The sequence below is a fragment of the Ideonella azotifigens genome, assembly GCF_021043325.1.
GTDB lineage: Bacteria > Pseudomonadota > Gammaproteobacteria > Burkholderiales > Burkholderiaceae_C > Ideonella > Ideonella azotifigens.
Genome location: NZ_JAJNKD010000016.1, coordinates 39,981 through 64,993 on the forward strand (window position 1 = coordinate 39,981; position 25,013 = coordinate 64,993).

Genomic DNA, 25,013 nt, shown 5'->3' on the forward strand with positions numbered 1-25,013 from the left:
CAGCGAGAGAAGTCACGGGCCACCGTCAGCTTGCGCTGCAGGGCCTCTTGATGTGCGGGCCTCGGTCGGGCCTTTGGATCCGGGTTCAGTGATAGATGCGCAGGTAGGGCTGCGGAATGTGCAGCCACACCGCCTGGCCCACGACCGGCTGCAGCCCGCCTGCGAGCGGCAGCTTGACGGTGGCCGGCGCCTGGCCGTTGACGGCGCAGCGCAGCCGCAGGTGGTCGCCGAAATAGATGATGTCGGTCACGGCGGCCTGCACCGCATTGCCCAGCGCCTCGGGTTTGACCAGGCAGGGCTCGATGCGCTCGGGCCGCACGGAGGCCAGCACCTGGGTACCGGGCAGCGCACGGTTGATGTTCAGGCCCGTGAGCCGCTCGCCGGTGGGCAGCACCAGCTCGCAGCTGTCGCCGTCGGCCTGGCCCACAGTGCCGGTCAGCAGCGTGCTGTCGCCCACGAAGCCGGCCACGAAGCGGTTCACCGGGGTTTCGTAGAGCTGCTCGACCGGGGCGATCTGCTGGATCAGCCCGTCGTTAAAAACGGCCACGCGGTCGCTCATGGTCAGCGCTTCGCCCTGGTCGTGGGTGACGTAGACGAAGGTCACGCCGAGCTTGCGGTGCAGTTCCTTCAGCTCGATCTGCATGTGCTCGCGCAGCTGCTTGTCCAGCGCGCCCAGCGGCTCGTCCATTAGCACCAGCTGCGGCTCGAACACCAGGGCGCGGGCCAGGGCCACGCGCTGCTGCTGGCCGCCGGAGAGCTGGCCGGGCAGGCGCTCGCCCTTGCCGACCAGCTGCACCATGTCCAGCGCCTTGGCCACGCGGGTGGCGATGTCGCCCTTGGGCACCTTGCGCACCGTGAGCGGGTAGGCCACGTTGTCGGCCACCGAGAGGTGCGGGAACAGCGCGTAGTTCTGGAACACCATGCCGAAGTTGCGCTTGTGCGGCGGCGTGCGCGTGATCGGCGAGCCGTCCAGCAGGATCTCGCCTGCGGTGGGCGACTCGAAGCCCGCGAGCATCATCAGCGTGGTTGTCTTGCCGGAACCCGACGGGCCCAGCAGCGACAGGAACTCGCCGCGCTGGATGTCCAGGTCCAGCGAGCGCACAACCAGGCTGAGCCCGTCGTAGGTCTTCTGCACACCTGCAAACCGAACAAGTGGGCCCCCAGACCTGTCGCTGCGCGTCAGGCCCCCCGAGGGGGATGAGTCAACTTGGGAGCGGCCCTGCGTTGCCTCATGCGGCATGGTGTTCATCGGTCTCAGCCTTGCTGGACGGCGGCGCTGAAGGCCTCGCCCAGGACGGCCAGGCCTTCATCCAGCAGCGCATCGCTGGCGGTCAGCGGCACCAGGATGCGGATCACGTTGGCATACACGCCGCAGGACAGCAGCACCAGGCCGCGCTTGATGGCTTCGGCGCAGACGCGCTTGGTGAGATCCGCGTCAGGCTTTTCGATGTCGCCGTCCTTGAACAGCTCGACCGCCACCATCGCGCCCAGGCCGCGCACGTCCTGGATCTGCTTGTGCTTGGTGGCCAGCGCCTTCAGGCCGGCGGTGAGCTTTTCGCCCACGGCCACCGAGCGGGCCAGCAGCTGCTCTTCCTCGAACACGTCCAGCACCGCCAGCGCCGCGGCGCAGGCCAGCGGGTTGCCGGCATAAGTGCCGCCCAGGCCGCCGGGCAGCGGCTTGTCCATCAGGTCCGCACGGCCGATCACGGCCGAGAGCGGGAAGCCGCCGGCCATGGACTTGGCCATGGTCACGATGTCCGCCGCCACGCCCCATTGCTCGCTGGCCAGCCAGGTGCCGGTGCGGCCGGCGCCGGTCTGCACTTCGTCGGCGATCAGCACGATGCCGTGCTGGTCGCAGAGTTTGCGCAGCGCCTGCACGAAGTCCTTGGGGGCGACGTAGAAGCCGCCTTCGCCCTGCACCGGCTCGATGATGATGGCGGCAACGCGGGCCGCTTCCACGTCGTATTTGAAGATGTGTTCGACAGAACGCAGCGCCTCGGCGGTGCCGATGCCGTGCAGCGGGTTCGGGTACTCGGCGTGGTAGATCTCGGCCGGGAAGGGGCCGAAGCCGGCCTTGTACGGCGCGACCTTGCCGGTGAGCGCCATGCCCAGCAGCGTGCGGCCATGGAAGCCGCCGCCAAAGGCGATCACGGCCTGGCGGCCGGTGGCGGCGCGGGCGATCTTCACGGCGTTTTCGACCGCCTCGGCGCCGGTCGACAGGAAGTAGGCCTTCTTGGCGAAGTCGCCCGGGGTCTTTTCGATCAGGCGCTCGGCCAGTTCGACGTAGGGCTCGTAGGCCAGCACCTGGAAGCAGGTGTGGTGCACCTTGTCCAGCTGCGCCTTCACGGCGGCCACGATCTTCGGGTGGTTGTGGCCGGTGTTCAGCACCGCGATGCCACCGCCGAAGTCGATGTACCGCTTGCCTTCCACGTCCCAGACTTCGGCGTTCAGCGCGCGCTCGGCAAAGACCTCGTAGGTCTGGCCCAGCCCGGTGGGCAGCGCAGCGCGGCGGCGCGCCATCAGCATCGCATTGTTCGGAGCTTCGTGTTTCATGGTCTTTGCCTTCCTGTCCTGGTTTGCAGGTGAGGCGCCGACTTTAGGCCTCATGACACGGGCGTTACCATGTACAGCGCGAGGTCTTGTGCGGTGCACTGTGCAGGCCGCAAGACCTGTACAGCGCGCCGCGTCGGCCTTCCTCCATGCTCCAGCTTCAGCCCCAGTCCAGCATTTCGCTGGTGGCCCAGATCGTCGAGGGCCTGCGCTCGCAGATCGAGCAGGGTGGCTTGCGTGCCGGCGCCAAGGTGCCGTCCATTCGCCAGTTCGCGCATGCGCACCAGGTCAGCGTGTTCACCGTGGTCGAGGCTTACGACCGGCTGGTGGCGCAGGGCTGGCTGGTCTCGCGCCCGCACTCGGGCTTCTTCGTGCGGCGGCGGGCGCAGGCCGACGGTCCGGCACAGACCCAGGTCGCGGCGGGCCAGGGTTTCGATGCCATGTGGTACATGCGCAAGATCTTCGAGCACCGCCACCTGTCCATCAAGGCCGGCTGTGGCTGGCTGCCGGGCGACTGGCTGGCCGAAGACGGCCTGCGCCGCGCGCTGCGCGGCCTGGCCAGCGAAGACGCGGACCTCGGCGGTTACGGCGATCCCAAAGGTTACCCGCCGCTGCGCCAGTTCATTGCCGAGGCCTTTGCCGAGCAGGAAGTGCAGGTGCACCCCAGCCAGGTGCTGCTCACGCAAGGCTCCAGCCAGGCGCTGGACCTGGCGGTGCGCCGCCTGGTGCGCGCGGGCGACACGGTGCTGGTTGACGACCCCGGCTATGCCAACCTGCTGTTCAGCCTGCGCTTCCAGGGCGCGACGCTGGTGGGCGTGCCGCGCACACCGCAGGGCTACGACCTGCCTGCGCTGGAGCGCTTGATCGTGGCGCACCAGCCCAAGGTGTTCTTCACCCAGCCGCGGCTGCAGAGCCCCACCGGCTCGGTGGCCCAGCTGGCGCACCTGCACCGCGTGCTGCAGCTGGCCGAGAAGCACGACCTGACCATCGTCGAGAACGACATCTACGTCGACCTGGACCCGAACCCGCGGCCATCGCTGGCCAGCCTCGATCAACTCAGCCGCGTCATCACGGTCGGCAGCTACTCCAAGACCATCTCGCCCAACATCCGCGTGGGCTACCTGGTGGCGCACCCGGACATGGTGGAAGACCTTGCGCAGCTGAAGATGATCGCCGGGCTGACCAGCGCCGAATTCGGCGAACGGCTGGCGCTGGGCGTGCTGATCGAAGGCCGCTGGCGCAAGCACCTCAAAGGCCTGCGCGAGCGGCTGGCCGATGCTCACCAGCAGGTCGGCCAGCGGCTCTCGGGCCTGGGCTTCGAGCTGTTTGCCGAGCCCAAGGCGGGCATGTTCCTGTGGGCTCGGCACCCTTTGGTCAGCGACCCGGTGGCGCTGTCCAACAAGGCGGCCGAGCACGACATCATGCTCGGCCCCGGCCACCTGTTCTCGGCCGACCTCGGCCCCACGCCGTGGATGCGTTTCAACGTGGCGTTTTCGCTGGACACCAAGCTGGCCGAGTTCTTCCAGGCGCAAGGCCTGGGCTGAGCGTCCTCAGCGCGCAAAGAATGGCCGGTCGTTGTCGCAGGCCGGGTCCGGGCCGTAGGCTGTGTCGATGACCTTGTCGTCAAAGCCCATGCCGACCATGAAGCGCTGGCAGAACGGCGAGTCGTAGCGGTAGGCCCAGACGATTTCCTTCGGGTAGTGCACGCCGAAGGTGGTGCCGGGCCGGCCGATCGCGAGGCGCACTTCGTCGGCCGTCATGCCGGCCCTGATGGCGTTGAAGTTGCGCTCGGTCAGCACCTGCTCGCCGCTCACCAGCTTGTCGTCGCCATCGAAGCGCACGAGGTAGGTGAAGCGGCCGAACGGTCCGCTGGCGAATTCCAGCGTGTGGCCGCCGCCCGGTTGCGGGTAGTCGCCGGTGGGCTGGCCGAGCTGCTGCGTCACGGCGGCGGGGCTGGCGCCGGGTTCGAACTTCGGCGGAGAGAAGATCGCACAGGCACCGAGACTGGCCACCGCGGCGGCGGCGGCAAGGCCACGCCAGGCCTTGGAAAAGAAGGGCGAGCTCATCATCCCGATGAGCTTACGCGCGATGCAAATCCCTGCCGGCGTTGGCGGGTTGCTTGCCGAAGACGTGCATCGGCGCACGCCAGCGTGAAGTTCAGCGCAGCCGCGTGCCGATCTTCATCGCAGCGCGCTGGTAAGCGCGGAAGCGGTGGCCCAGGCACAGGTGCAGCGGCATCGGCCATTCCTGCCGTGCCAGTGCCTGCACTGCCAGGCCGCCCTGGTTGCGCAGCCGCGTCCACCAGCCCAGCTGCAGCACGATGACGTAGGCCTCGCAGGCCGGGTCGGCCGGGATCTCGCGGCGCAGCAGCCAGGCCTGGCGCACGCCCTTGCCATGCTGGGCCACCAGCTTGCCCATCGCCACGCGCGTGTCCGCCGCCAGCTCGGCTGGCAGCAGCTTGCCCTTGGGGTCCAGCCGGTCCAGCTGGTGTTGGCGCAGTGCTTCCAGCTCGGCCCGGGCCTGCCAGCGTTCTGCCCAGGGCTTGGCGGCCGCCGGGTCGCGCTCGATCAGCCAGGCATGCGCACGTTCGCAGGCGCCGCGCGTGGCCTCCACGTCCAGGCGCATGGCGGCCTCCAGCTGTTCCAGCCCGCCGGCATCGTCCCGCGCCAGCCGGGCCGAGCCTTCGAGGAACAGGCCCAGCGCATGGTCCGGGTGTTCGCGGTTGAACTCGGCAAACGCCTCACGCAGGTCCAGCTCGGGCTGCAGGCCCATGCTCAGGCGCAGCAGTTCCAGGCGCTGGTCGCTGTCGCGCTCGGCCATGGCTTCGAGCTCGGCCAGGCGCTGGCGCCGGGCCTGCCACTGGGCGTGCTGTTCGCCCCAGCCTTCCGCGGCGTTTTCGGCCCAGCTGCGCTGGAACTCGCTGCGCAGCGTGTCGGCCACCGGGCCCAGCAGCACCTGGGCCGCCGAAGGACCGGCCAACGGGGCGGGCGCGGCCTGCGCTTCGGCGCCGTCCGCGCCCAGCGCCTGCAGGCGCTGGCGCAGCGTCGGGTGGGTGTCCATTGCGCCGGGCGAGCGGTCCAGTGCGCGGTCCAGCCATGGGCCGGTGCGCGTGGCGGGCAACTGGGTAGCGACCGCCGCCCAGCGCAGCGCCAGGTCCGGCGGCGGCGTGGCCTGGTCGCGCGTGGTTTCCAGCAGTTGGTCGAAGAAGCCCGAGCGGTGGGCCGAGGCCAGGTTGGTGCGCTTGAGTGCGGCCACTGCGGCGGCGCTGCCCACCAGCTGGGCCGAGGTCGCGTCGGCCTGGTATTCCTGGGCCCGGGCCAGCACGAAGGTGTAGGCGTTGAAGTAGGGCGCGTAGGCACCCACGGCGCGCTGCATCAGCCGGCCGGCCCAGCCGCGCCAGGTGGCGGCGTGGCCCTGGATCGTGGCCCAGCTGAAGCGCAGCCGGTAGATGAAGGCGCTGAAGCGGCCGTGTGCGCCGCACAGGTGGCCGTACTCGTGCGCCACCACGGCCATCGCCTCGTCAGGCGACAGGCTTTCCAGCAGCGGCAGGCCCAGCAGCAGGTGGTTGCGCGGAAAGCCGATCAGCCCGAACAGCGGGCGCTGCACGATGGCCGCATTGATGCCGTCCACCACCAGCACCTGATGCACCGCCGGGCCGCGCAGGCGGCGGCGCATGTCGTCCAGCGCGGCGAACAGCGCCGGTGCGTCGCTGCGCTGCAGCTTGCGCCCCTGCGGTGCGGGCAGGCGCACGAACAGCGCCTTCATGGTGTTGCGCAGCAGCAGCCAGACCGGAATGGCCACGAGCAGCAGCAGCTTGCCCAGCTTCAGCAACAGCAGCCAGGCCGCCGGCCCGCCCACCCACAAGGCCGCCGCCACCGCGCCCCCCAGCAGCACCAGGCCGATGCCCAGCCCCAGGCCGATCAGCCCCAGCAGCCCGAAGCCGGCGAGTGCCAGCAGCGCCACCTTGAGCTGGTAGCGCCGGGGCGCGGCCGCGCTCTCGGCCTCCAGCCGAGCGACCATGCGCTCGAAACGTTCGATTTCCATCTTTCCTCCCTCATGCCAAGCTTCTTGGACCCTCTTTGAACTTGCGGTTTTCCGCTTTGGCTGCATTTTGTGACGAGGCCTGCCTGCCGCACAACCTGGGCAGCCCGCGCCCCAGGGCCACGGGCTTGCCCAGGCCGCAAGGCCGGCCCTCGCCACCTATAATCGAAAGCTTCGCCAGACTCGGCGTGACCCTCGAGAAAAGACCCGGATGAAAGCCGCAGAGATCCGCCAGACCTTCCTGAAGTTCTTCGAGTCCAAGGGCCACACCATCGTGGCCTCGTCGCCCGTGGTGCCCGGAGACGACCCGACGCTGTTGTTCACCAACGCGGGCATGAACCAGTTCAAGGACGTGTTCCTGGGCTTCGACAAGCGCGCCTACACCCGTGCCACGACCAGCCAGAAGTGCATCCGCGCCGGCGGCAAGCACAACGACCTGGACAACGTCGGCTACACCGCGCGCCACCACACCTTCTTCGAGATGCTGGGCAACTTCAGCTTCGGGGATTACTTCAAGCACGATGCCATCCAGTACGCCTGGGAGCTGCTGACGACCAAGTTCATGCTGCCGGCCGAGAAGCTGTGGGTCACCGTCTACGCCGAAGACGACGAGGCCTATGACATCTGGCACAAGGTGGTGGGCGTGCCGGCCGAACGCATCATCCGCATCGGCGACAACAAGGGCGGCCGCTACGCCTCCGACAATTTCTGGATGATGGGCGACACGGGCCCCTGCGGCCCCTGCACCGAGATCTTCTACGACCACGGCCCGGAAATCGCCGGCGGCCCCCCGGGCAGCCCGGACGAAGACGGCGACCGCTACATCGAGATCTGGAACAACGTCTTCATGCAGTTCAACCGCACCGAAGACGGTGTGATGCACAAGCTGCCCAAGCCCTCGGTGGACACCGGCATGGGCCTGGAGCGCCTGGCTGCGGTGCTGCAGCATGTGCATTCGAACTACGAGATCGACACCTTCGTTGCGCTGCTGGCTGCCGCGAAGGCCGCCGTTGACGGTGCCGGGGCTGGTGACTGCGACAAGGACAGCGCCTCGCTGAAGGTCATCGCCGACCACATCCGCGCCTGCTCCTTCACCATCGTGGACGGCGTGATCCCCGGCAACGAAGGCCGCGGCTACGTGCTGCGCCGCATTGCCCGCCGCGCCATCCGCCACGGCTACAAGCTGGGCGCGCGCACCCCGTTCTTCCACAAGATCCTGCCCGAGCTGGTCAACCAGATGGGCGACGCCTACCCCGAGCTGCGCCAGGGCGAAGCGCGGGTCACGGCCGTGCTGAAGCAGGAAGAAGAGCGCTTCTTCCAGACCATCGAGCGCGGCATGGAGATCCTCGAGGCCGCACTGGCCACGGGCACCAAGGTCATCGACGGCGAAACCGCCTTCAAGCTGCATGACACCTTCGGCTTCCCGGTCGACCTGACGGCCGACGTCTGCCGCGAGCGTGGCGTGACGGTGGACCAGGCCGGCTTCGACGCCGCAATGGCGCGCCAGCGCGAGCAGGCCCGTGCAGCAGGCAAGTTCAAGATGGCCGCGGGCCTGGCCTACACCGGCTCGCCCACCACCTTTCACGGCTACGACGAGCTGCTGCGCGAAGCCTCGCGCGTGGTCCAGGTCTATGTGGACGGCAGCCCGGTGGACGTGGCCCGCGCCGGTGACGACGCCGTCATCGTGCTGGACCACACGCCGTTCTACGCCGAGTCCGGCGGCCAGGTGGGCGACACCGGCGAGCTGCGCAACGCCAGCACCCGCGTGGTCGTCGAAGACACGATGAAGATCCAGGCCGACGTGTTCGGCCACCACGGCCGCGTGCTCGAAGGCGAAGTCAAGGTGGGCGACACCTTCACCGCCCGCGTCAACGCCGAGCACCGCGCCCGCACCGTGCGCAACCACAGCGCCACCCACCTGATGCACAAGGCCTTGCGCGAAGTGCTGGGCACGCACGTGCAGCAGAAGGGCTCGCTGGTCAACGCCGAGCGCACCCGCTTCGACTTCGCGCACACCTCGCCGATGACCGAAGCGCAGATCAAGGAAGTTGAAGCCAAGGTCAACGCCGAGATCCTGGCCAACGCTGCGGCGCAAGCCGAAGTGATGGCGCTGGACGACGCGCAGAAAAGCGGCGCGATGATGCTGTTTGGCGAGAAATACGGCGACACCGTGCGCGTGCTGAGCATCGGCAGCTCGAAGGAACTCTGCGGCGGCACCCACGTGCAGCGCACAGGGGACATCGGCCTGTTCAAGATCGTCAGCGAAAGCGGCGTGGCCGCCGGCATCCGCCGCGTCGAAGCCGTCACCGGTGCCAACGCGCTGGCCTACCTGCAAAGCCTGGAGCACACGGTCAACGAAGTGGCCGCCTCGCTGAAGGCCGCACCGGCTGAGCTGAGCAGCCGCATCGGCAGCCTGCAGGACCAGCTGCGCGCCCTCGAAAAGGAAGTCGCCTCGCTGAAGGGCAAACTCGCCTCCAGCCAGGGCGACGAACTGGTCGCCCAAGCCGTCGACGTCAAGGGCATCAAGGTCCTTGCCGCCACCCTGCAAGGCGCAGACGCCGCAACGCTGCGCGCCACCATGGACCAGCTGAAAAACAAGCTGAAGACCGCCGCCATCGTGCTGGCCGCAGTCGACGGCGGCAAGGTCCAGATCGCCGCAGGCGTCACCGCAGACACCATCTCCAAGCTCAAGGCCGGCGAACTGGTGAACTTCGTGGCCCAGCAAGTGGGCGGCAAGGGCGGCGGCAAGCCGGACATGGCGATGGCTGGGGGGACCGACGCTGCGGCGCTGCCGGCGGCGCTGGCGGGCGTGCAAGCCTGGGTGTCCGAGCGTCTCTGACACTGCGCTGCCCGCCTCATTCAAAAACCCGCTTCGGCGGGTTTTTGTTTTTGGGGCGCGGTGTGTCTGCGAGCCAGCGTGCTACCCAACGCAACCCGGTTTTCCCTCGTGGGGTACGGCGTAGCGAAGTTGCTGCATCCATCCGGGAAAGGTTGACGAAATGGCGCCGCCTGCATCCAATGAGACCGGACGAGGACTGCTCCTTTCGCCGGAAATTTCGCAATGAATGACACGGGTCCAGCCGCTGGAAAAATCAATGCCGACGCTAACTTGCGGCCACTTGAGATCCCATTTTTATGGAGACAGGTAGGTCTTACGCAGCAAAGCGGTCGCCCGATAAAGAAGTAGGGCACTCAACGTGCTCCGTCCTTTGCCGCGTCAACCCGAGCGACCACAAACACCTCCTGAGAGTCACATGAATACTCACCGCGCAAGACGCCTCCTCGAAGTGTTAGCTCGCCGACTAGACTATCGAGACTCGCACCTGTATCCTTTCTTTGCTGACTATACGGACGGCAAGGTGTTGGCCGATGCGCGGAAGTTCCTCCGAGATCAACTACTAATGCTGCTCTCTATCGTGACAAAGTCCGCTCTCCGAGACGATGCTGACCTTCTCCGTGCTAATGTACTTTCTTGCCATCGAAGCCTCGTCTCCTACGCCGAACTGCTCGCTCGATTCTTTCCCAAGGAATGCGAGGAGGCTCGTCGACTCAATGCCCCATTCGATGAGACACCCTACAGGCAAGCATTCGACAGGATGGCCGGCGATCCGCTTGGCCTCGATGCGCGTGCACTTGATACGCGCGGAGAAATTCCGGAACGAAACCAGCACCCCGTCCACTTCATTGAGATATTTCGCCAAGCGCAAATGGCCTTCGACCAAGTCGCTATTGAACTTAATATAGATATCAAGAATAAGAATATTGCAGATGAACTGGTCCGATCAATAGTCTTCAAGCCGGAATACAAACAAGCGGGGATGGCTCTACTAGCCTATTTTGGAACGATAGTTGAAAAGAAGTATCCAACTCTCGACGTTCGAATTCGCATCGAACAGGAGGGCGATAGGGTTTCCCTCATAATCGAGACCCCATCAGGCGAAATAGAGAAGATTGAACGGGAACTTGGCCAATATGCCTTGGTTGTCTCCGGCGATCTGTCCGTTGACGAATACATGCCAGATGCCAGAGACGCTATGGCACTTCGACATAAGCTGGAACTTTCACGCTTGGAGGTTCAGCAGACGCGAGACTTGCTTTATATCGAGAGAAAGGGCCTCGGCGACCGAATCGCCTCCCTCGAGGGAGAAATTGGCTTTATGCGGCGCCTGCTCGACAAGACGCAGTATGAGTCCGGACAAACGGCGGAGGCACTGCGGAACATTGCTATGTCGTTGACCGGCGACAATCGCGAGATGATGAGAGTTATCGCCGACTCTTTCGAAACGAGTGATCAGCCATCTGTCGATAAACTCGTGGAGCAGTTGAACCCACTGCTACAGAGTCAGCCATCACTGGCCAACACCCTCAAGGAACTCTTTGTGAAAGGGTCTATTCAGGGTGCTGCAGGGAACTACTTGTACGCCGCGTTGATGACACTGCAGAAGATGGCCTAGCGGACTGCTGAAATACCAAGGCGGTCTCAAGTCTGGATCTCGGGGTCACCCATTAGCCGCCTCCGTCAATGGGGACGAGCAGATTTCTGCGGTCGTCCCCCGCATTTTTCCCTCCAAAGCCTGCATTCCCAGCCGTTGAGGTCACTGCACACTTGGTTCTCGGAGATTGGTTGCGCCGCTGCGCACCAGTCACCCATCAGGATCAAGGCTCGGGCGCTTTGCGGCGACTGGCCCCTGGCTGCGTTCGCAGCCCCAGAAAACCCCTCTGTTCCCCACCGCGTCCAATCCACGCAGCCAGTCGAGCCGGCCGCACAGGTCTGTGGCTTCGCACGGGTGCGATCCAGCCCCTTGTGGCTCACGGTACGGGCGCAACGAACTCTTTGCTTGGGTGGGATCGGCGCTGGCGGACACGTCGAAAGGCTTGCCGTCTTTCATGACGTGGTAGCAGGCTCGCGCTAGCTCGCGCGCCACTGCCTTGATGGCGACCACCGACAGGCTGCTGCACTTCTTCCGCTACCAGCGTTATGCTCAACAGCCCGCCATTGCTGCGCGCGGTCATCTGTCTTCGGCCCCTCAGCTTCAACGTAGACAACACAGGAGAATGTCGTGTCAGTTTCCGTAGCGTCGCAATCAGATCTTGAGTTCACGCGCGCATTCGAGGGCGGTGAAATACCAGCCAGCGAGTTCAATCACCTCGCTCACCTGCGCATGGCCTATGTCTATCTTTGTCGAGGCGATTTGAATTACGCCGAGCAGAAGATGCGTGAGGCGCTCCTGGCATTCCTCGATGCCAATGAAATTCCTCGTGAGAAGTTTCACGAGACACTCACCCGCGCATGGATCATGGCGGTCTCTCATTTCATGAGCCGAAGAGACGCTAGCGCCTTCTCAGAATTCATCGCACACAGCCAAGCACTTCTGGACACGAAGGTCATGCTGACTCATTACTCCGCTGCTGCATTGTTCTCTGAGCGCGCTCGCACGGCGTTTGTCGAGCCCGATCTCGAAGCAATTCCCTGCTGAGCAACGCTGTGTTGCCAAACCCTTCTGCAGGGAGTTCCCACAAGCGGGCCAACCCTCACATCGAACGCTGGGCCTCATGATTTCTGTCGATCTCCAAGGCCAGCGATTCCAGGTTCGTGCCGCTGCCATCGTCCTTCATGCCGGATACGTGCTGCTCCATCGAGCGCCAGGCGACGAATACTGGGCTCTCCCGGGTGGCCGGGTGGAAGTGGGCGAGGAGGCATCAGCTACCATCGTCCGAGAGATGAAGGAAGAGCTCGGGGAGGATGTTGAATGCGGCCAACTTCTCCACATAGCAGAGAATTTCTTTGATCTTGCAGGGCGCCGCAACCACGAAATCGGTTTTTATTTCCTCGTATCACTTGCCGAAACCTCAGGTCACCTCGACAAGGCTCGAACCTACTGTGGCTTGGAGAGCCACCTGAATCTGGAATTTCGCTGGTTCGCGCTTGAAGATCTGGCTGCGATCAATCTACGCCCCACTTTTCTCCAGGCTTCTCTCACCGCCAATCCGCTGGTCTTCTCGCATGCCGTTCAGCGAGAGTATGAATGAGGGATGAAACTTCCTTGAAGTTCAGGATGACCGGACTCACCCACGCCATGCTCGGCAAAAACGTTCTTGGCGAGATCAATGCCCACGGCCAGAATCGTCATGGACTTCCCTGTGCTGGTCAAGTTGACGAAATGGTGCGGCCTGCATCTAATGGGACAGGATGAGGATTGCGCCTTTCACCGGAGATCTGGCAATGAATACGACGGGGCATCGCGCGGTGTGCTTGCTCGCGGGCGTGGCCGCGATGCTGTGCGCCGCCAGCGTCAAGGCAGAAGATTCGCCGTCGTGGCAGGTGGTCGGCGTGCAGGGCCTGGTTCAAGTCGTGATCGTTCCCAAAGAGCAGGCGAGAGATTTCTCGGCTTACCAGGTTCAGTTGGCCAAGTTGTGTCCACCTGAGCGCACCTGCTTCGTCAACTTCTACGAAAACACGTCGGCGGTCAAAGCCGAGTTGCCACTCCCTGACGCCATCGCCAATCAGCCCGCAGCCAGGTTCCGCCGTTCCATGAAGAATGGCGCTGAGTTGTTCCAGTGGAGTTGTCGTGTGGCCGAGAACCCCAATGATGCGCAGTGCTTCTAGCTCCGCCACATTGCGGGCTGAGCCTTTCGTTCAGGGGAACCCGCCTTCGGCAGGCCTGTTGCGCCGAACTGAACTCCTGAGACAAGCATCACCCGGCGGTCACGAATTCGAACTCTGCAATTGCAAGTCGCACGATTGAGGCCTGGGCGGGATCAGCCAGCCGGCCACAGTGCGGCCAGCGCCAGAGGGCAGGGCGGAGGGGCCAGCTTCTGGCTTGGCTGGCAGGGCACCGTCCATGTGGTGCGGGTCAGGCAGGCAGCGGCGGCGCGCTGGCACAGGGCTTGTCGCGCCGCCACGGCGGCCACGATGGCCGGTGGCACCAGCTGCAGCTTCAGGGCGTAGGCCGTGCGCAGCATGAGCGCCGGTTCGGTGGTGGCCAGGTAGCCGTGTGCCTCGGCGGGGTCGTCAAACGTGGCTTCCGAGCAGAAGTAGCGCTGCCGGGTTTCGTCCCAGATCACGATGTCCCACAGGGGCATTGGATAGTCGCCAGGTTCTTGGCCGTGCAGGTCGCGGAGGTAGCAAGGGTGTGGCATGGAACAGCTCGGATGGAGGCATCGCGTCCCCCTGCAGCCGGCTCGCTTTTCAGCGGTGCCCTGGAAGCCGTAGGTGGCAATCGATGCGGACCTTCTTGAGTACCCGCAGGCGCGCCGACGGTTGCCGTGGCGCGCGTAAAGGGAAGTAGCAACATCCGATCAGCGCCGATCCGTCGTGCCATGTCGGAACGATGTGTGACCGTCGGGCGTCGCAGCTTGCTAGGCTTCCGAATATGCCTCGCGTAGACCCAGGTGCATCGCGAAAGGTGCGAAGTCTCTGTCGGAGTGCAGGAGAGTCAGACCATCCTCGATGCACCGCGTTGCGATCAAGGTGTCGATGGTCTTTCGGGTGGTGATGCCTTTTGCCCGAAGAGTGCGGTAGTTTTCTGCCGCCTTCAAAGCCAGGTCGTATCCGCAGAGGTCGAGACGGGTAAAGGCATCGAAGATATCCTTGACCCGTTTGAACTCTTTGTCGTCGCGAATACCTTGCAGAACTTCACCTGCGATCAAATCTCCGACTGCGATTCGGGTTCGCCCAAGCAAGGAGTCGAGTAAGGCAACCTGCGGCGTGTCTGTCGAACGGAAGTAGTCGATCCAAACGCTGGAGTCGACAAGAATCACTTGTCGGTTCTCATCGCGTTGAGGTCACCTTCCCAGGTGATTTTCCCGCGCAGTTCCCGGGCTTTCTCTTGAGCACGAAGGTCAAGCAGAGTCCGCAGCCCAAGCTCAACCGCTTCCTTTTTGGTCTTTGCACCAGTCGCAAGGAGCGCGTCTTTCATGAGCTTGTCGTCGATCTCGATGTTCGTGCGCACGATGTGTACCTTTCGGGTTCCTGGTACACAGGATATCACTGCCGGCGTGCGCAAGGTTTGAGCGCGCAAGGGCGCGTCACGCCTCGGCGCGCGCCCAGGCCACCAGCCGCTCGGCAGACAGCGCCGCACCGTCGGCCTCGTCTTGCTGCAGCAGGGCTGAGAAGGCCTGCAGATCGGCGGCCGCACAGTGCGCCAGGATCGGCCGCAGCACGGCCGCCGGCCACACAAAGACCGCGCAGTCCTGAACGGCGCGGCAGGCGCAGGCATCGCACTCCAGAAGGCTGCGCCAGCCGCGAACCATGCCGGGGCCGCCAGGCGCGAGCTGGAGGGCGCTGGCGCCTGGGCCAGGAAGGCCTGGCGCTGCGCTGGGTCGGGGATGGACTCGGCGAGCAGCGCGTGGGCCAGGCTCAGGTCATCGGTGTGCAGCGCGATGCGCAGGCACAGGCTGTGGGCCAGCGGCCCCATGGCCAGCGCGGCGCGTTGCACGAAGCGCTCGAAGTGATCGGGCTCCATGACCATGGCTTCAGCGCTCAGCAACTGCGAGGGCGACTGAGAAGGCAACGGCGCCACCTGAGCTCGCAGCCAGTCCAGCTCGCGCTGGCGTTGCTCGGGCTGCGGCGGTCTGTCCTGCGCCAGCTGGCCCTGCACCAGCACGCCCGCCTGGCGCCGGTTGCAGCGTTCATCGGGCCCGTATAGCGCCAGCTGGCCGGCAGCCAGCAGTTCCTGTCGCAGCGCGGCGGGCACGCCCGCCAGTGATTGCGCAACCAGGCCGCGCATTGCGGCAGGCTGCGGGGCAGCCGCTCTGCCGGCAGCCGCCGGCAAAGGAAGCTCTGCGGCCAGAAGCTGCTCCTGGGCCGGGCCATGGTCTGGCATGAGATGCCAACCGGCCGCCTCCTCAGTGCTGCCCAGCATGGGCCGCTGCGGCAGCGCCAAGCCTTCTCTGGACAAGGCAAACCACAGGCGCTCCATGAACAGGGAGGCGATGCGGGAGCGGTCCAGGAACTTCAGCGTGAAAAAGCGCGCCGCGAAGCGCAGCGTGCCGGTCAATGGATCGGAACCGAGGATGACGACGCTGGGCGCAGGCACCGGCACGATGTCCGTGATGTCGCTGCGCAGCACCTGCATGGCCACCCGCAGCACCTGGCTGGGAGAGCAGTTGCTGGCCATGTGGAACACGATCTGGTGCCGCGAGGGCTGGCTGGCGCGGATGATTTCCACCGAGCGGCTGGTGAATTCGGCGTTGGGCATCACCAGCAGCGTGCCGCGGTCGGTTTCGAGCGAGACCGACCGCCAGCTCAGCGAGACCACACGCCCCTCCAACTCGTCGCGCCGCACGTAATCGCCCACCCGCAACGGGCGTTCGATCTCGATGGACACGCCGGAAAACAGGTGCCCCAAGGTCGGCTGCAGCGCCAGGCCCAGGATGGCCGTCAGCAGCGCCGAGGTGGCCAGCACGCTGGTCACGTCCTGCCCCAGGCCATAGTGCAGGAACAGCACGCCCACCACCAGATACAGGGTGACGTTCAGCACCGAGCGCAGCAGGTCCGACGAGCGCCCCGCACCCTGCGTCGCGCTCTTGCCGAGCAAGAGATGGCTCAGCAGCCGCTGCAGAAGCTGCGCCACGCTCAGCGCCGTCAGGCTCATCGCCGCCAACTGGATCGCCGTGAGGTTGATGCCATCTGGCTCCGCATCAACGCCGTGCCCCAGGGTCACCACCACCAGCCACAGCAGGGCAGCCAGCGCCATCGCAATCAAGGTCCACATGGCTTATTTGCCCGCGTCGTCGTCTTGCTTGCTGAAGGCAGCGATGCGCTTGAGCGCCGAGTCCATGCTGGCCCGCAGCCGGATGATGGCCTCGTGCAGCTCGGAGAACTGCCCCGCCTCCTTCACCGCAAAAGCCGGCTGCTGGGCATGCGCGCCGTCCACGCTGATCGAATGCGCCGCCTGCGTCAGCCGCTCCAGCGGGTAGGTCACATGCCGGCGCAGCAGCAGCAGGAAGACCGCTGCCGAGAGCACGAACACGCAGGCCAGCGAGCCCACGGTCACCAGCACGCTGCGCAGCGCCTTGTCATGCGCGGGCTTGCTGGGCACCTCCACCACCTGCAAGGCCACCACCTCACCCAGCTTCCAGCCAAAGCCATTCACGGGCCCGTATTGCGCCACCATGGGCGCTGGCGCGGCCGCCGGCACGCTGTGGCATTGCAGGCAGGCCGGGTTGCTCAGGCGGATGGGGCGGGCCACGTAAAACCGCCTGTCACCAGACCCGCCGATTTCGCCACTCAACTCGCCAAGCTTGTCCTTGGCCTGGAAGTCGCGGATCAGGCCCACCTCCCAGTCATTGGCCCGATCCTTCACATTGGTCGGGTTCAGCGAAGGTTCGCGGTACTGGTATTCCGGGTACTTCCTGGTCAGCCGGTGAATCGCGTTCTGCGCCGAAAAAGACGGCACCTGCTGCACATTGAAGCCCGTGCCGCCTTGCAGCGTCTGCAGCGCCGGCCCCACTTCCTCGCTGGTGTAGGCCCGGATCGCCAGGCCCGTCTCGAGCAGCATGTCGGCCTTCTGCTTGACCTCATCCCGCGCCTGACGCGACTCCAGCTGAAACGAGATGTAGGCCGAGATGGCCAGCCCCAGGCAGAGGCAAAACGCCAGGGAGAGCGTGAACCGGGATTCAATGCGCATGGGGCCGCTTTTGCCTTTTGACCTTGCCGAATGGCGAACCCACGATGTTCGTAACTAAATGTGACATCTTGGTGACAAGGCTTCGGCGCCTCAAGCCGACGGCTGAATCCACGGCCGTCGCCGAACGAGCCTGAGCACGCTGCGCCGGTCGATGCCCGCCTGTCGTGAGACATCCGGCCGTTGGTTGGCCAGCTGCGGGTAAGGCCAGGGGCCGGCTTCGCCTACCATCGCGGGTTCCCATTCCCGTCTTCACGTCCTCCGCATGATCCAAAGCCGTACCCTGGCTGGCGCTGTTCGCCTGGCCTGGTCGCTGAGCCTGCCGCTGGCAGCCACCATTGTTCACGCTGCGCTGGACGAGGCGCCGCCCGCGCCCGTCGCGAAGGTGCGTGCGGTCACAGACACCTATTTCGGCGAAACGGTCCTGGACCGCTACCGCTGGATGGAAGACGACCAGGACCCCGACTGGCTGCCTTTCCTCAGGGGGCAGAACACGCACACCCGCGCGGTGCTGAGCGAGCTGCCCGGCCGCGCTGCGCTGCTGGCCCGCATCCAGCAGGTCTCGGGCGATTCGGTGGCCACCGGCCAGGTGCATCGCAACGGCGGCAAGCTGTTCTACCTGCAGCGCCCGGCAGGGGCCAACAACTTCTCGCTCTTCGTGCGCGACGGCAAGGGCCAGCCCCGGGTGCTGGTGGACCCGACCCAGCTGGACCGCGCCGGCCACCATAGCTCGCTGGACTGGTGGGAAGCCTCGCCGGATGGCCGGCACGTGGCCTACGGCCTGTCGCAGGACGGCAGCGAGGACTCCACGCTGCATGTACTGGACCTGGCCACCGGCCGTGACCTGCCCGAGCGCATCACCGACACCCAGAACGCCAGCCCCAGCTGGCTGCCGGACGGCAGCGGCTTCTTCTACAACCAGCTGACCGGCAAGGTGGACACGCCGGAGCGCTTCCTGGATTCGCGCGCCCGCTTTCACCGCCTGGGCACCAACCCGGCGAACGACCCGGTGCTGGTGGCCCGCGGCCGCGCCGGCTCGCCGGCCTTCGAGCGCATCCAGTCGCCCACGCTGCTCAGCTCGGCGCACGGCCCCTATGTGCTGCTGATGCTCAGCGACGTGCGGCCGGAGGTGGCGCTGTTCATCGCAACGCGGCAGGAACTGCTGGCCGGCAAGCCCCGCTGGCAGCCTGTGGCCGGTTTTGAAGACGAGGTCACCGGCTTCAACCTGCAGGGCGACAAGCTCTACCTGCTGGCCAACCACGGCCACCCGCGTGGCCGCGTGCTGCAGACCTCGGCGCGTGCGCCGGACCTGGCCACTGCCAGGGAAGTGGTGGCCGAGAGCAGCCTGGTGCTGCAGCAGATGGCCAGGGCCAAGGACGGCCTGTACCTCAAGGGCATGGACGGCGGCCTGGGCCGGCTGCAGCGCCTGGGCGCCGACGGCAAGCTCACACAGGTCGCGCTGCCTTTTGACGGCACGCTGGGCGGGCTGTCGGCCAATGCCGATGAAGACGGCCTGCTGTGCGGCCTGTCCGGCTGGCTGCAGCCAGCGGGGGTGTGGGCGGTGAGCGCCCGCGGCCAGGTGACCGACACCGGGCTGACCCCGCGCCCGGCCATCGACACCAGCCCCTACACCTCGGAGCGCCGCTTCGCGACCGCGAAAGACGGCACCCGCATTCCCTACGACGTGGTCTACAAGAAGGGCTTGCCCAGGGACGGCAGCGCGCCGACCTTCCTGCAGGCCTATGGCAGCTACGGCATTCCCGGCTACACGCCGTCCTTTGTCGGCCGCGCACTGGCGCTGCTGGACCAGGGCGCGGTGATGGGCTATGCCCACGTGCGTGGCGGCGGCGAATATGGGCGTGACTGGCACCGCGCCGGCCAGTTGGAGAACAAGCCCAACACCTGGCGCGACCTGATCGCCATCAGTGAAGACCTGGTCGCCCAGCGCTACACCTCGCCGCAGCACCTGGCCATTGGCGGCCGTTCCGCCGGCGGCATTGCCATGGGCATGGCGCTGACCGAACGGCCGGACCTGTTCGCCGCGGTGGTTTCGGGTGTGGGCTGGCACAACCCGCTGCGCTACGTGGCCGAGCAGAACGGCTACGGCGAAGAGCCCGAGTGGGGCAGCCTGGCCGACCCGGCCGGCTACCGCGCGCTCAAGGGCATCGACAGCTACCAGGCCGTGAAAGACGGCGTGCGCTACCCCGCGGTGCTGCTGACCACCGGCGTCACCGACCCGCGCGTCGCCCCGTTCCACCCGGCCAAGATGGCCGCCCGCCTGCAGGCCGCCAGCACCAGCGGCAAGCCCGTGCTGCTGCGGGTGGATTTCGACGCTGGCCACGGCATGGGCTCGACCCGCGCCCAGCAGGACGCAGAAGCCGCCGACACCGATGCCTTCATCCTCTGGCAGACGGGGGCCGCGGCGCACCAGCCGAAGCCCTAAAACTTCGTTGCGGCTCAGCTGGTGCGCCAGGCGCGCAGCTGGTCCACCGTGGCGGTGGCGCCGCCGCAGACGATGACCATCACGTTTTGGAAGTTGGCCAGCGCCGGTGCATTGGCATAGGCCAGCACCAGGCTGGCGCCGCAGGCGGGTTCGACCAGGATGCGGTGGTCGTCCAGGAAGCGTTCGCAGGCGGCCAGTGCGGCTTGGTCGGTCACGGTGACGCAGCGCACAGGGTGGCTTTGCAAGAGCGAGAAGGCTTGTTCGCAGACCTGCTTGGCTCCCAGCGAGGTGGCAATGCTGGTGATGGCGTCCAGCGCGATGCGCTCGCCGGCCTGCGCGGCCTGGTTCAAGGAGTCGGCGCCGATGGTTTCGACGGCGATCACCGAGACGTCGCCCCAGCCGTTGCGGCGCAGGCCTTCGACCACGCCAGCCATCAGTCCACCACCGCCCACCGACAGCAGCACCGCGTCGGGCCTGTCGCCTTGCCGCACAGCCTCGTCGATCATCGTGGCGTGGCCGGTCCACAGCAGCGGGTCGTCGAAGGGGTGCAGGAAAGCGTCGTGCTCGGTCAGCAGGCTCATCGCCAGCGCATTGGCTTCGTGCCAGGCCTTGCCGTGCACGATCAGCTCGGCGTTTTGCTGGCGGATCAGCTCGCGGGCATGCGCGGTGCTCGTCTCCGGCACGACCACGGTGACCGCAATGCCCAGCTCGCGGCCGGCATAAGCCGCGGCGATGCCGGCATTGCCGCCAGACGACGAAACGAAGCGCCGCTTGCCGCGGCTGGCGTGCCACTCGCAAGCCGCGCCCATGCCGCGGATCTTGAACGAGCCCGGCGGCTGCAGGGCTTCGAGCTTCAGCGTGACCTGGCGGCCGGCGGCCAGGCTCAAGGGGCGGGAGGTGACCAGCGGGGTTTCGATGTGCAGGGGCATGGCCCGATTATCGAAGCGCCGGCGGTCGGCGTGGCTCAGGGCATCAATGCGTCGCCGGTCTTGAAGGCCTGCGTGAAGTCGTTCACGCCGTGGTGGCCGCCGTTGACCAGCCGGCGCGCCTCGGCATAGTCCTGCCGCAGCAAGGCCTGCTTGATCTGGCGCTCCTTGCTGCCGAGGAACAGCGTCAGCAGGTCGGCCGCGACCTGGGCTGCGTTCGCCAGCTCGGGGTGGGCTTCCAGGTCCAGCGCGGGCTTGAGCTTGGGGCCGAATTCCTGGTAGTTGCTGCGGCCGGTCAGCTGGATGAAGCCGCGGCCCTTGAAGCGCTCGCCGTCGCCCTTGCCGTGGTTGCCCAGGTCGCTGCGGAAGTCGTAGAGGTCGAACGGCTGGCCGGAAGGTGAGGTGTTGAAGCGCGACTGGCCCTCGCTGATCGGCAGGAAGCCGGCGGTCTCGACCCGGATGGTGGCGATGGCCATCAGCACCATCGGCCTGTCATGCAGTTGGCCGTCGGCCAGCGACTGCAGCACCACCGGCAGGTGGGTCTTGATGTTGGCCAGCGGTGCGCCCGGGCACATCTGCGCGGCGATCTGCACCGACATGCCGGTGGTCGCATCAGGCAGCGTGCTGTCCGCCGCCAGCTCCAGTGCCTCTTGCGTGCGCGGGCCGGCCACACCATCGGCCAGCAGGTTGCGGCTTTTCTGGAAGCCGATGAGGGCCTGCTCGGTGGCCACGCCGAAGTCGCCGTCCGGCTCGCCAGGGTTGAAGCCTTTGCCTTTCAGTGCCAGCTGCAGCTGCTTCACGTCGGGGCCGCGGTCGCCCATGCGCAGGGTGGTGCTCATCTTGCTGTCTCCCAAGGCCGGTGTCGGATGAGCCTGCGCTGTCGCCGGCCATCGGCGACGCAGGCTGGAATGACCAAGCGGGTGCTCAGCGGAACATCTGTGCCGCGACGTTGAGCCCGGCAATCAGCAGCACGCCGGTCCAGCTGGGCTGCTTGCCGGCCGGCAGGCTGCCCAGCTTCACGAAGGTCGGCGGGTCCGGCAACTGGCCGGGCGGCAGCACCTTGAAGCTCGCGTGGTTGGTGGCGATGCCGGCGTCCACGCTGACGCGGTTGTCGACAAATTCCGACGCGCCGGCCTCTTCGTTGGCCACGCGGTTGGTGTAGCCGGCCAGGTCATCGCGGATGATCTCGACCAGGTAGATGTCATCGCTCATTGGCGTCTCCTGAAGATGGGCTCACGGCGTCAGGCCGGCGTTGCGGAAGATGGCGGCCAGGGCGTCGATCTGCACCTGGGTGCGGGCCTCGCGCACGTACTTTTGAAGCAGGGCGACGGCCGCATCCTTGGCGGCGGGCAGTTGATCGCTTGGCACGCTGAGGGCGGTCAGTGCGGCCGTCACCACTTCCAGCGTGGCGGTGGGGGCGCCCAGAGCCAGCGTCAGGCTGCGCTTGCTGGCCAAGGTCGTGCTGCTGAGGTTCTCCATCGTGTTGGCCACCATCAGCGTCTGGCTCAGGTTCCTGCTGGCCGCTTCGTCGCGCTTGTTGGCTTCGGCCTGGATGGTCAGGAAGGCGCCGTCCATGGTGCCGGCAAGGTAGTAGTCGTTCAGGTCGTTGCGCGCGGCCACCAAGGGGTAGGCGTCCGCGCTGCCGGGCAGGGCGACCAGGATGCGAGCCAGCACCTCCTTGCGCTTGGCCACCATGGTCGAGGCAATCGCGTCCAGCCCGCGGTTGTCGAAGAAGTTCTTGTCGACGACAGCCTTCAGGCCGGTGATGGTGGCCACCAGCGCGGCCAGGTTTTCCTTGGCCTGGGTCGCGTTCATCAAGGTGCCCAGCACGCTCAGGCCCAGCACGGTGCCTTCGCTGGCGGCGTCCAGCGTGTGCTTGTCGGTGGTCAGCGTGCGCAGGTAGTTCAGGAAGGCCACGTCCATCAGCACCAGGCGGTTGGCGATGTAGGCGTTGCGCAGCTCGCGGCGCCTGGTCGCATCGGCATTGGCGTCGCCCATGGCCTGGCTGAGGTCGAAGTCGTCGGTGGCGGTGAGCAGTTTGTTGCGCTGCAGCTCGCTCAGGCCGATGGGCGGCGGGCCGCCGACCTGCTGCAGGCTGCTGCAGCCGGCCAGCGGTGTGAGCAGGACAAGACCTAGACCAAGACCCGAAAGGGCGCAGCGCGCTTGTCGCAGGGTTCGCATGTGTCTGCCTTCCTGGCCGGAGCCAGGGCTGAACTGCGTGGGGTGTCCCGCATGGGCGGGTTGGCGGCGCTTGTGGGTGGTGTTCGTGCGCGCTGCCGCAGTTTGCAGCGATTGGCGTGGCCGCGCGTCCCCATTAAGTGGGGAGCGGGCCTTGTCCCGGTCGGCGTGCCGGCTCGTCAGTGCAGCTTCAGCCGCCCCGAAACGCGCCGTTGCAGCAGCCGCGCCAGCGCCAGCACCACGGTGTTGCCCAGGCCGACGATGGCGCGGTGGTGCATCAGGTGCAGCGAGATGTACATCCACTTGGCCAGCAGGCCTTCGACGAAGAAGTTGCGGCCCGACAGCCCGCCCATCAGGTTGCCCACGCCCTTGTTGTCGCCCAGCGAGACGAGGGAGCCGAAGTCCTTGTAGACAAAGCTGGCGGCCAGCGGACGCTCGCGCAGCAGGCCGTGGAAGACCTTCAGCAGGTAGCTGGCCTGCTGGTGGGCGGCCTGGGCGCGGGCCGGCACCAGCTTGCCGTCCTGCCAGGGACAGGCGGCGCAGTCGCCCATCGCGTAGATGCCGGGCACCGAGGTTTCCAGGTGCTCGTTGACGATGAACTGGTTGGCCTTGTTCACCGCCAGGCCGAGTGTGGTGTTGGCGTCTGCGCCCTTGATGCCTGCGGCCCAGACGATCAGGTCGGCCGGCACTTCGCCCTGCGAGGTCTGCAGCGCACCGGGCTTGATCTCCAGCACGCGGGTGCCGGTCATGACCTTGATCTGCTTGCGCTCCAGCGCGGTGGTGGCCTGGCCCGAGATCTTCTCTGGCAGGCCGCCCAGCAGCCGTGGGCCGGCCTCGACGATGCTGATGTCCAGCCGGAAGCGCTGTCCCTTGCCCAGGCCGTCCAGCAGCTCGTTGTGGGCCTCGATCAACTCGGCCGACAGCTCCACGCCCGTGGCACCGCCGCCAACGATGGCCACGCCCAGCGAGCGCTGCGGCGAAAACGAAGCCCGCGCAAAGGCGGCCAGCAAGTGGCGGCGGAAGCGCTCGGCGTCCTGCGCCTGTTCCAGCACGTAGGCATGCTCGGCGCCTGGCGTGCCGAAGAAGTTCGAGCCGCTGCCGACGGCCAGCACCGCCCAGCGAAAGCTGATCTGGCGCTCGGGGGCGATCGCGCGGCCCTCTTCGTCCAGCAGCGGCGCCAGCGTGATCTGGCGCTTCACGGGGTCCAGCGCGCGCATCTCGCCGAGCGCGAAACCGAAGTGGTTGCGCCGCGCGAGGATGGTGTAGGACAGGCCTTCCTGGTGCGCATCCAGCGTACCGGCGGCCACCTCGTGCAGCGTGGGCTTCCAGATGTGGAAGACCGAGCGGTCGACCAGCAGGACCTTGTCGCGGCCTTCACGGCGGCCCAGCTGCCGCCCCAATTGCGCGGCCAGCTCCAGCCCGCCGGCGCCTCCGCCCAGGATGACGATGTCGTAGTGCATGGGCGCGTTGTAACAGAGGCGGGCGCCCATTGGAACGACAGATGCATGGCCGCATCGCCCAGTCGCTTCGCTGTTGTTTGGCTGGTGCTTCGCGTTTGCCAGAGGCCGGCCAATGGCGTACGCGAACGCCGCGATGACCGGCCGCCACCACGGGTGATCGGCCAACGCCGGCAGCGGAAAGCGCGCATGCTTATGATCGCGGCCACTCAAGCGCAGGCCACTTCAGAAGCTGGCCCGGCCAGTCAACCCACACCAGGAGACTCCCATGTCCATCACCCTGTCTTCCGCCAGCCTGCCCGTCTTCAAGAGCGTGCTGCGCAACCTCGATCACTGCCTGGACAAGGCAATTGCCAATGCGCAAGCGCGCAAGTTCGATGCGAACGTCTTCGTCGGCATGCGCCTGGCGCCCGACATGCTGCCGCTGTCCTCGCAGGTGCGCATTGCCTGCGACGCCAGCAAGCTGGGCATTGCCCGTGTCTCCGGCCTGGAAGCGCCGAAGTTCGACGACAACGAGACGACCATGCCCGAGCTGAAGCAGCGCATCCACCGCACGCTGGCCTGGCTGGACACGGTGCCCGGCAGCGCCATTGACGGCAAGGAAGAGACCGACGTGACCTTCCCGGTCGGCAAGGACCGCACCCGCACGATGAAGGCCGAGGCCTACCTGAAGCACTGGGCCATGCCGAACGCGTTTTTCCACGTCACCACCGCCTACGCCATCCTGCGCCACAACGGCGTGGACCTGGGCAAGCAGGACTACCTGGTTGGCGCCAGTGCTGCTGCCTGA

21 protein-coding genes are annotated in these 25,013 nt (G+C 66.4%); 8 read left to right on the forward strand and 13 right to left on the reverse strand.

What is annotated here, in order from left to right; genetic code table 11:
• Positions 1 to 85: 85 nt before the first annotated feature.
• Positions 86 to 1,135, reverse strand: a complete 1,050-nt coding sequence (locus tag LRH25_RS25435) for an ABC transporter ATP-binding protein (protein ID WP_231012790.1) — start codon at positions 1,133 to 1,135, stop codon at positions 86 to 88.
• A gap of 119 nt (positions 1,136 to 1,254) precedes the next feature.
• Positions 1,255 to 2,553 (reverse strand): 4-aminobutyrate--2-oxoglutarate transaminase, encoded by a 1,299-nt coding sequence (gene gabT / locus LRH25_RS25440; RefSeq protein WP_141289095.1) that lies wholly within the window; start codon positions 2,551 to 2,553, stop codon positions 1,255 to 1,257.
• A gap of 146 nt (positions 2,554 to 2,699) precedes the next feature.
• Here gabT and LRH25_RS25445 point away from each other — a divergent pair, with 146 nt between their 5' ends.
• Positions 2,700 to 4,094 carry an aminotransferase-like domain-containing protein gene (locus tag LRH25_RS25445; RefSeq protein WP_141289096.1) on the forward strand — a complete coding sequence of 465 codons (1,395 nt, stop codon included), beginning with the start codon at positions 2,700 to 2,702 and terminating at the stop codon, positions 4,092 to 4,094.
• Between the two features lie 6 nt (positions 4,095 to 4,100).
• Here the strand turns inward: LRH25_RS25445 and LRH25_RS25450 are convergent, their stop codons facing one another.
• Both LRH25_RS25450 and LRH25_RS25455 read right to left on the reverse strand, forming a co-directional pair.
• The gene (locus LRH25_RS25450) at positions 4,101 to 4,616 is read right to left on the reverse strand and encodes a hypothetical protein (protein WP_141289098.1); all 516 of its coding nucleotides are present in this window, start codon (positions 4,614 to 4,616) and stop codon (positions 4,101 to 4,103) included.
• 91 nt (positions 4,617 to 4,707) lie between these two features.
• Positions 4,708 to 6,594 (reverse strand): M48 family metalloprotease, encoded by a 1,887-nt coding sequence (locus tag LRH25_RS25455; protein ID WP_231012791.1) that lies wholly within the window; start codon positions 6,592 to 6,594, stop codon positions 4,708 to 4,710.
• Positions 6,595 to 6,802: 208 nt separating this feature from the next.
• On the opposite strand from LRH25_RS25455, the gene alaS reads away from it, so the two are divergent.
• From alaS to LRH25_RS25480, 5 genes are all read left to right on the forward strand, one after another.
• Complete coding sequence (gene alaS / locus LRH25_RS25460) at positions 6,803 to 9,430, forward strand: alanine--tRNA ligase (protein WP_141288111.1); 2,628 nt, start codon at positions 6,803 to 6,805, stop codon at positions 9,428 to 9,430.
• 415 nt (positions 9,431 to 9,845) lie between these two features.
• Positions 9,846 to 11,045: a hypothetical protein gene (locus LRH25_RS25465; protein WP_141288110.1), complete on the forward strand. Its 1,200-nt coding sequence runs from the start codon at positions 9,846 to 9,848 to the stop codon at positions 11,043 to 11,045.
• A gap of 606 nt (positions 11,046 to 11,651) precedes the next feature.
• Positions 11,652 to 12,068: a hypothetical protein gene (locus LRH25_RS25470; RefSeq protein ID WP_211361408.1), complete on the forward strand. Its 417-nt coding sequence runs from the start codon at positions 11,652 to 11,654 to the stop codon at positions 12,066 to 12,068.
• A gap of 76 nt (positions 12,069 to 12,144) precedes the next feature.
• A complete protein-coding gene (locus tag LRH25_RS25475) occupies positions 12,145 to 12,621 on the forward strand; it encodes an NUDIX hydrolase (RefSeq protein WP_141288108.1) in 477 nt (158 codons plus the stop codon).
• A gap of 193 nt (positions 12,622 to 12,814) precedes the next feature.
• Positions 12,815 to 13,198, forward strand: coding sequence for a hypothetical protein (locus LRH25_RS25480; RefSeq protein WP_141288107.1), 384 nt, complete (start codon positions 12,815 to 12,817; stop codon positions 13,196 to 13,198).
• 152 nt (positions 13,199 to 13,350) lie between these two features.
• Here LRH25_RS25480 and LRH25_RS25485 read toward each other — a convergent pair whose 3' ends face one another.
• The 4 genes from LRH25_RS25485 to LRH25_RS25500 form a co-directional block, all read right to left on the reverse strand.
• Complete coding sequence (locus LRH25_RS25485) at positions 13,351 to 13,674, reverse strand: hypothetical protein (RefSeq protein WP_170200903.1); 324 nt, start codon at positions 13,672 to 13,674, stop codon at positions 13,351 to 13,353.
• 276 nt (positions 13,675 to 13,950) lie between these two features.
• Positions 13,951 to 14,352 (reverse strand): type II toxin-antitoxin system VapC family toxin, encoded by a 402-nt coding sequence (gene vapC / locus LRH25_RS25490; protein ID WP_141288105.1) that lies wholly within the window; start codon positions 14,350 to 14,352, stop codon positions 13,951 to 13,953.
• Positions 14,349 to 16,307: a mechanosensitive ion channel domain-containing protein gene (locus LRH25_RS25495; protein WP_231012792.1), complete on the reverse strand. Its 1,959-nt coding sequence runs from the start codon at positions 16,305 to 16,307 to the stop codon at positions 14,349 to 14,351. The genes vapC and LRH25_RS25495 overlap by 4 nt, the downstream gene beginning before the upstream one ends.
• Before the next feature lie 3 nt (positions 16,308 to 16,310).
• Positions 16,311 to 17,222, reverse strand: a complete 912-nt coding sequence (locus LRH25_RS25500) for a Tll0287-like domain-containing protein (RefSeq protein ID WP_141287353.1) — start codon at positions 17,220 to 17,222, stop codon at positions 16,311 to 16,313.
• A 262-nt stretch (positions 17,223 to 17,484) separates the two neighbouring features.
• On the opposite strand from LRH25_RS25500, the gene LRH25_RS25505 reads away from it, so the two are divergent.
• Positions 17,485 to 19,662, forward strand: a complete 2,178-nt coding sequence (locus LRH25_RS25505; RefSeq protein ID WP_231012793.1) for a prolyl oligopeptidase family serine peptidase — start codon at positions 17,485 to 17,487, stop codon at positions 19,660 to 19,662.
• A 14-nt stretch (positions 19,663 to 19,676) separates the two neighbouring features.
• Here LRH25_RS25505 and LRH25_RS25510 read toward each other — a convergent pair whose 3' ends face one another.
• From LRH25_RS25510 to LRH25_RS25530, 5 genes are all read right to left on the reverse strand, one after another.
• Positions 19,677 to 20,591, reverse strand: coding sequence for a pyridoxal-phosphate dependent enzyme (locus LRH25_RS25510; protein ID WP_141287354.1), 915 nt, complete (start codon positions 20,589 to 20,591; stop codon positions 19,677 to 19,679).
• A gap of 35 nt (positions 20,592 to 20,626) precedes the next feature.
• Positions 20,627 to 21,427, reverse strand: coding sequence for a peptidoglycan-binding protein (locus LRH25_RS25515; RefSeq protein WP_141287355.1), 801 nt, complete (start codon positions 21,425 to 21,427; stop codon positions 20,627 to 20,629).
• Between the two features lie 85 nt (positions 21,428 to 21,512).
• Complete coding sequence (locus LRH25_RS25520) at positions 21,513 to 21,800, reverse strand: hypothetical protein (protein ID WP_141287356.1); 288 nt, start codon at positions 21,798 to 21,800, stop codon at positions 21,513 to 21,515.
• 21 nt (positions 21,801 to 21,821) lie between these two features.
• Complete coding sequence (locus LRH25_RS25525; protein ID WP_141287357.1) at positions 21,822 to 22,769, reverse strand: hypothetical protein; 948 nt, start codon at positions 22,767 to 22,769, stop codon at positions 21,822 to 21,824.
• Between the two features lie 176 nt (positions 22,770 to 22,945).
• Positions 22,946 to 24,226: an NAD(P)/FAD-dependent oxidoreductase gene (locus tag LRH25_RS25530; RefSeq protein WP_141287358.1), complete on the reverse strand. Its 1,281-nt coding sequence runs from the start codon at positions 24,224 to 24,226 to the stop codon at positions 22,946 to 22,948.
• Between the two features lie 265 nt (positions 24,227 to 24,491).
• On the opposite strand from LRH25_RS25530, the gene LRH25_RS25535 reads away from it, so the two are divergent.
• A complete protein-coding gene (locus tag LRH25_RS25535) occupies positions 24,492 to 25,013 on the forward strand; it encodes a DUF1993 domain-containing protein (RefSeq protein WP_141287359.1) in 522 nt (173 codons plus the stop codon).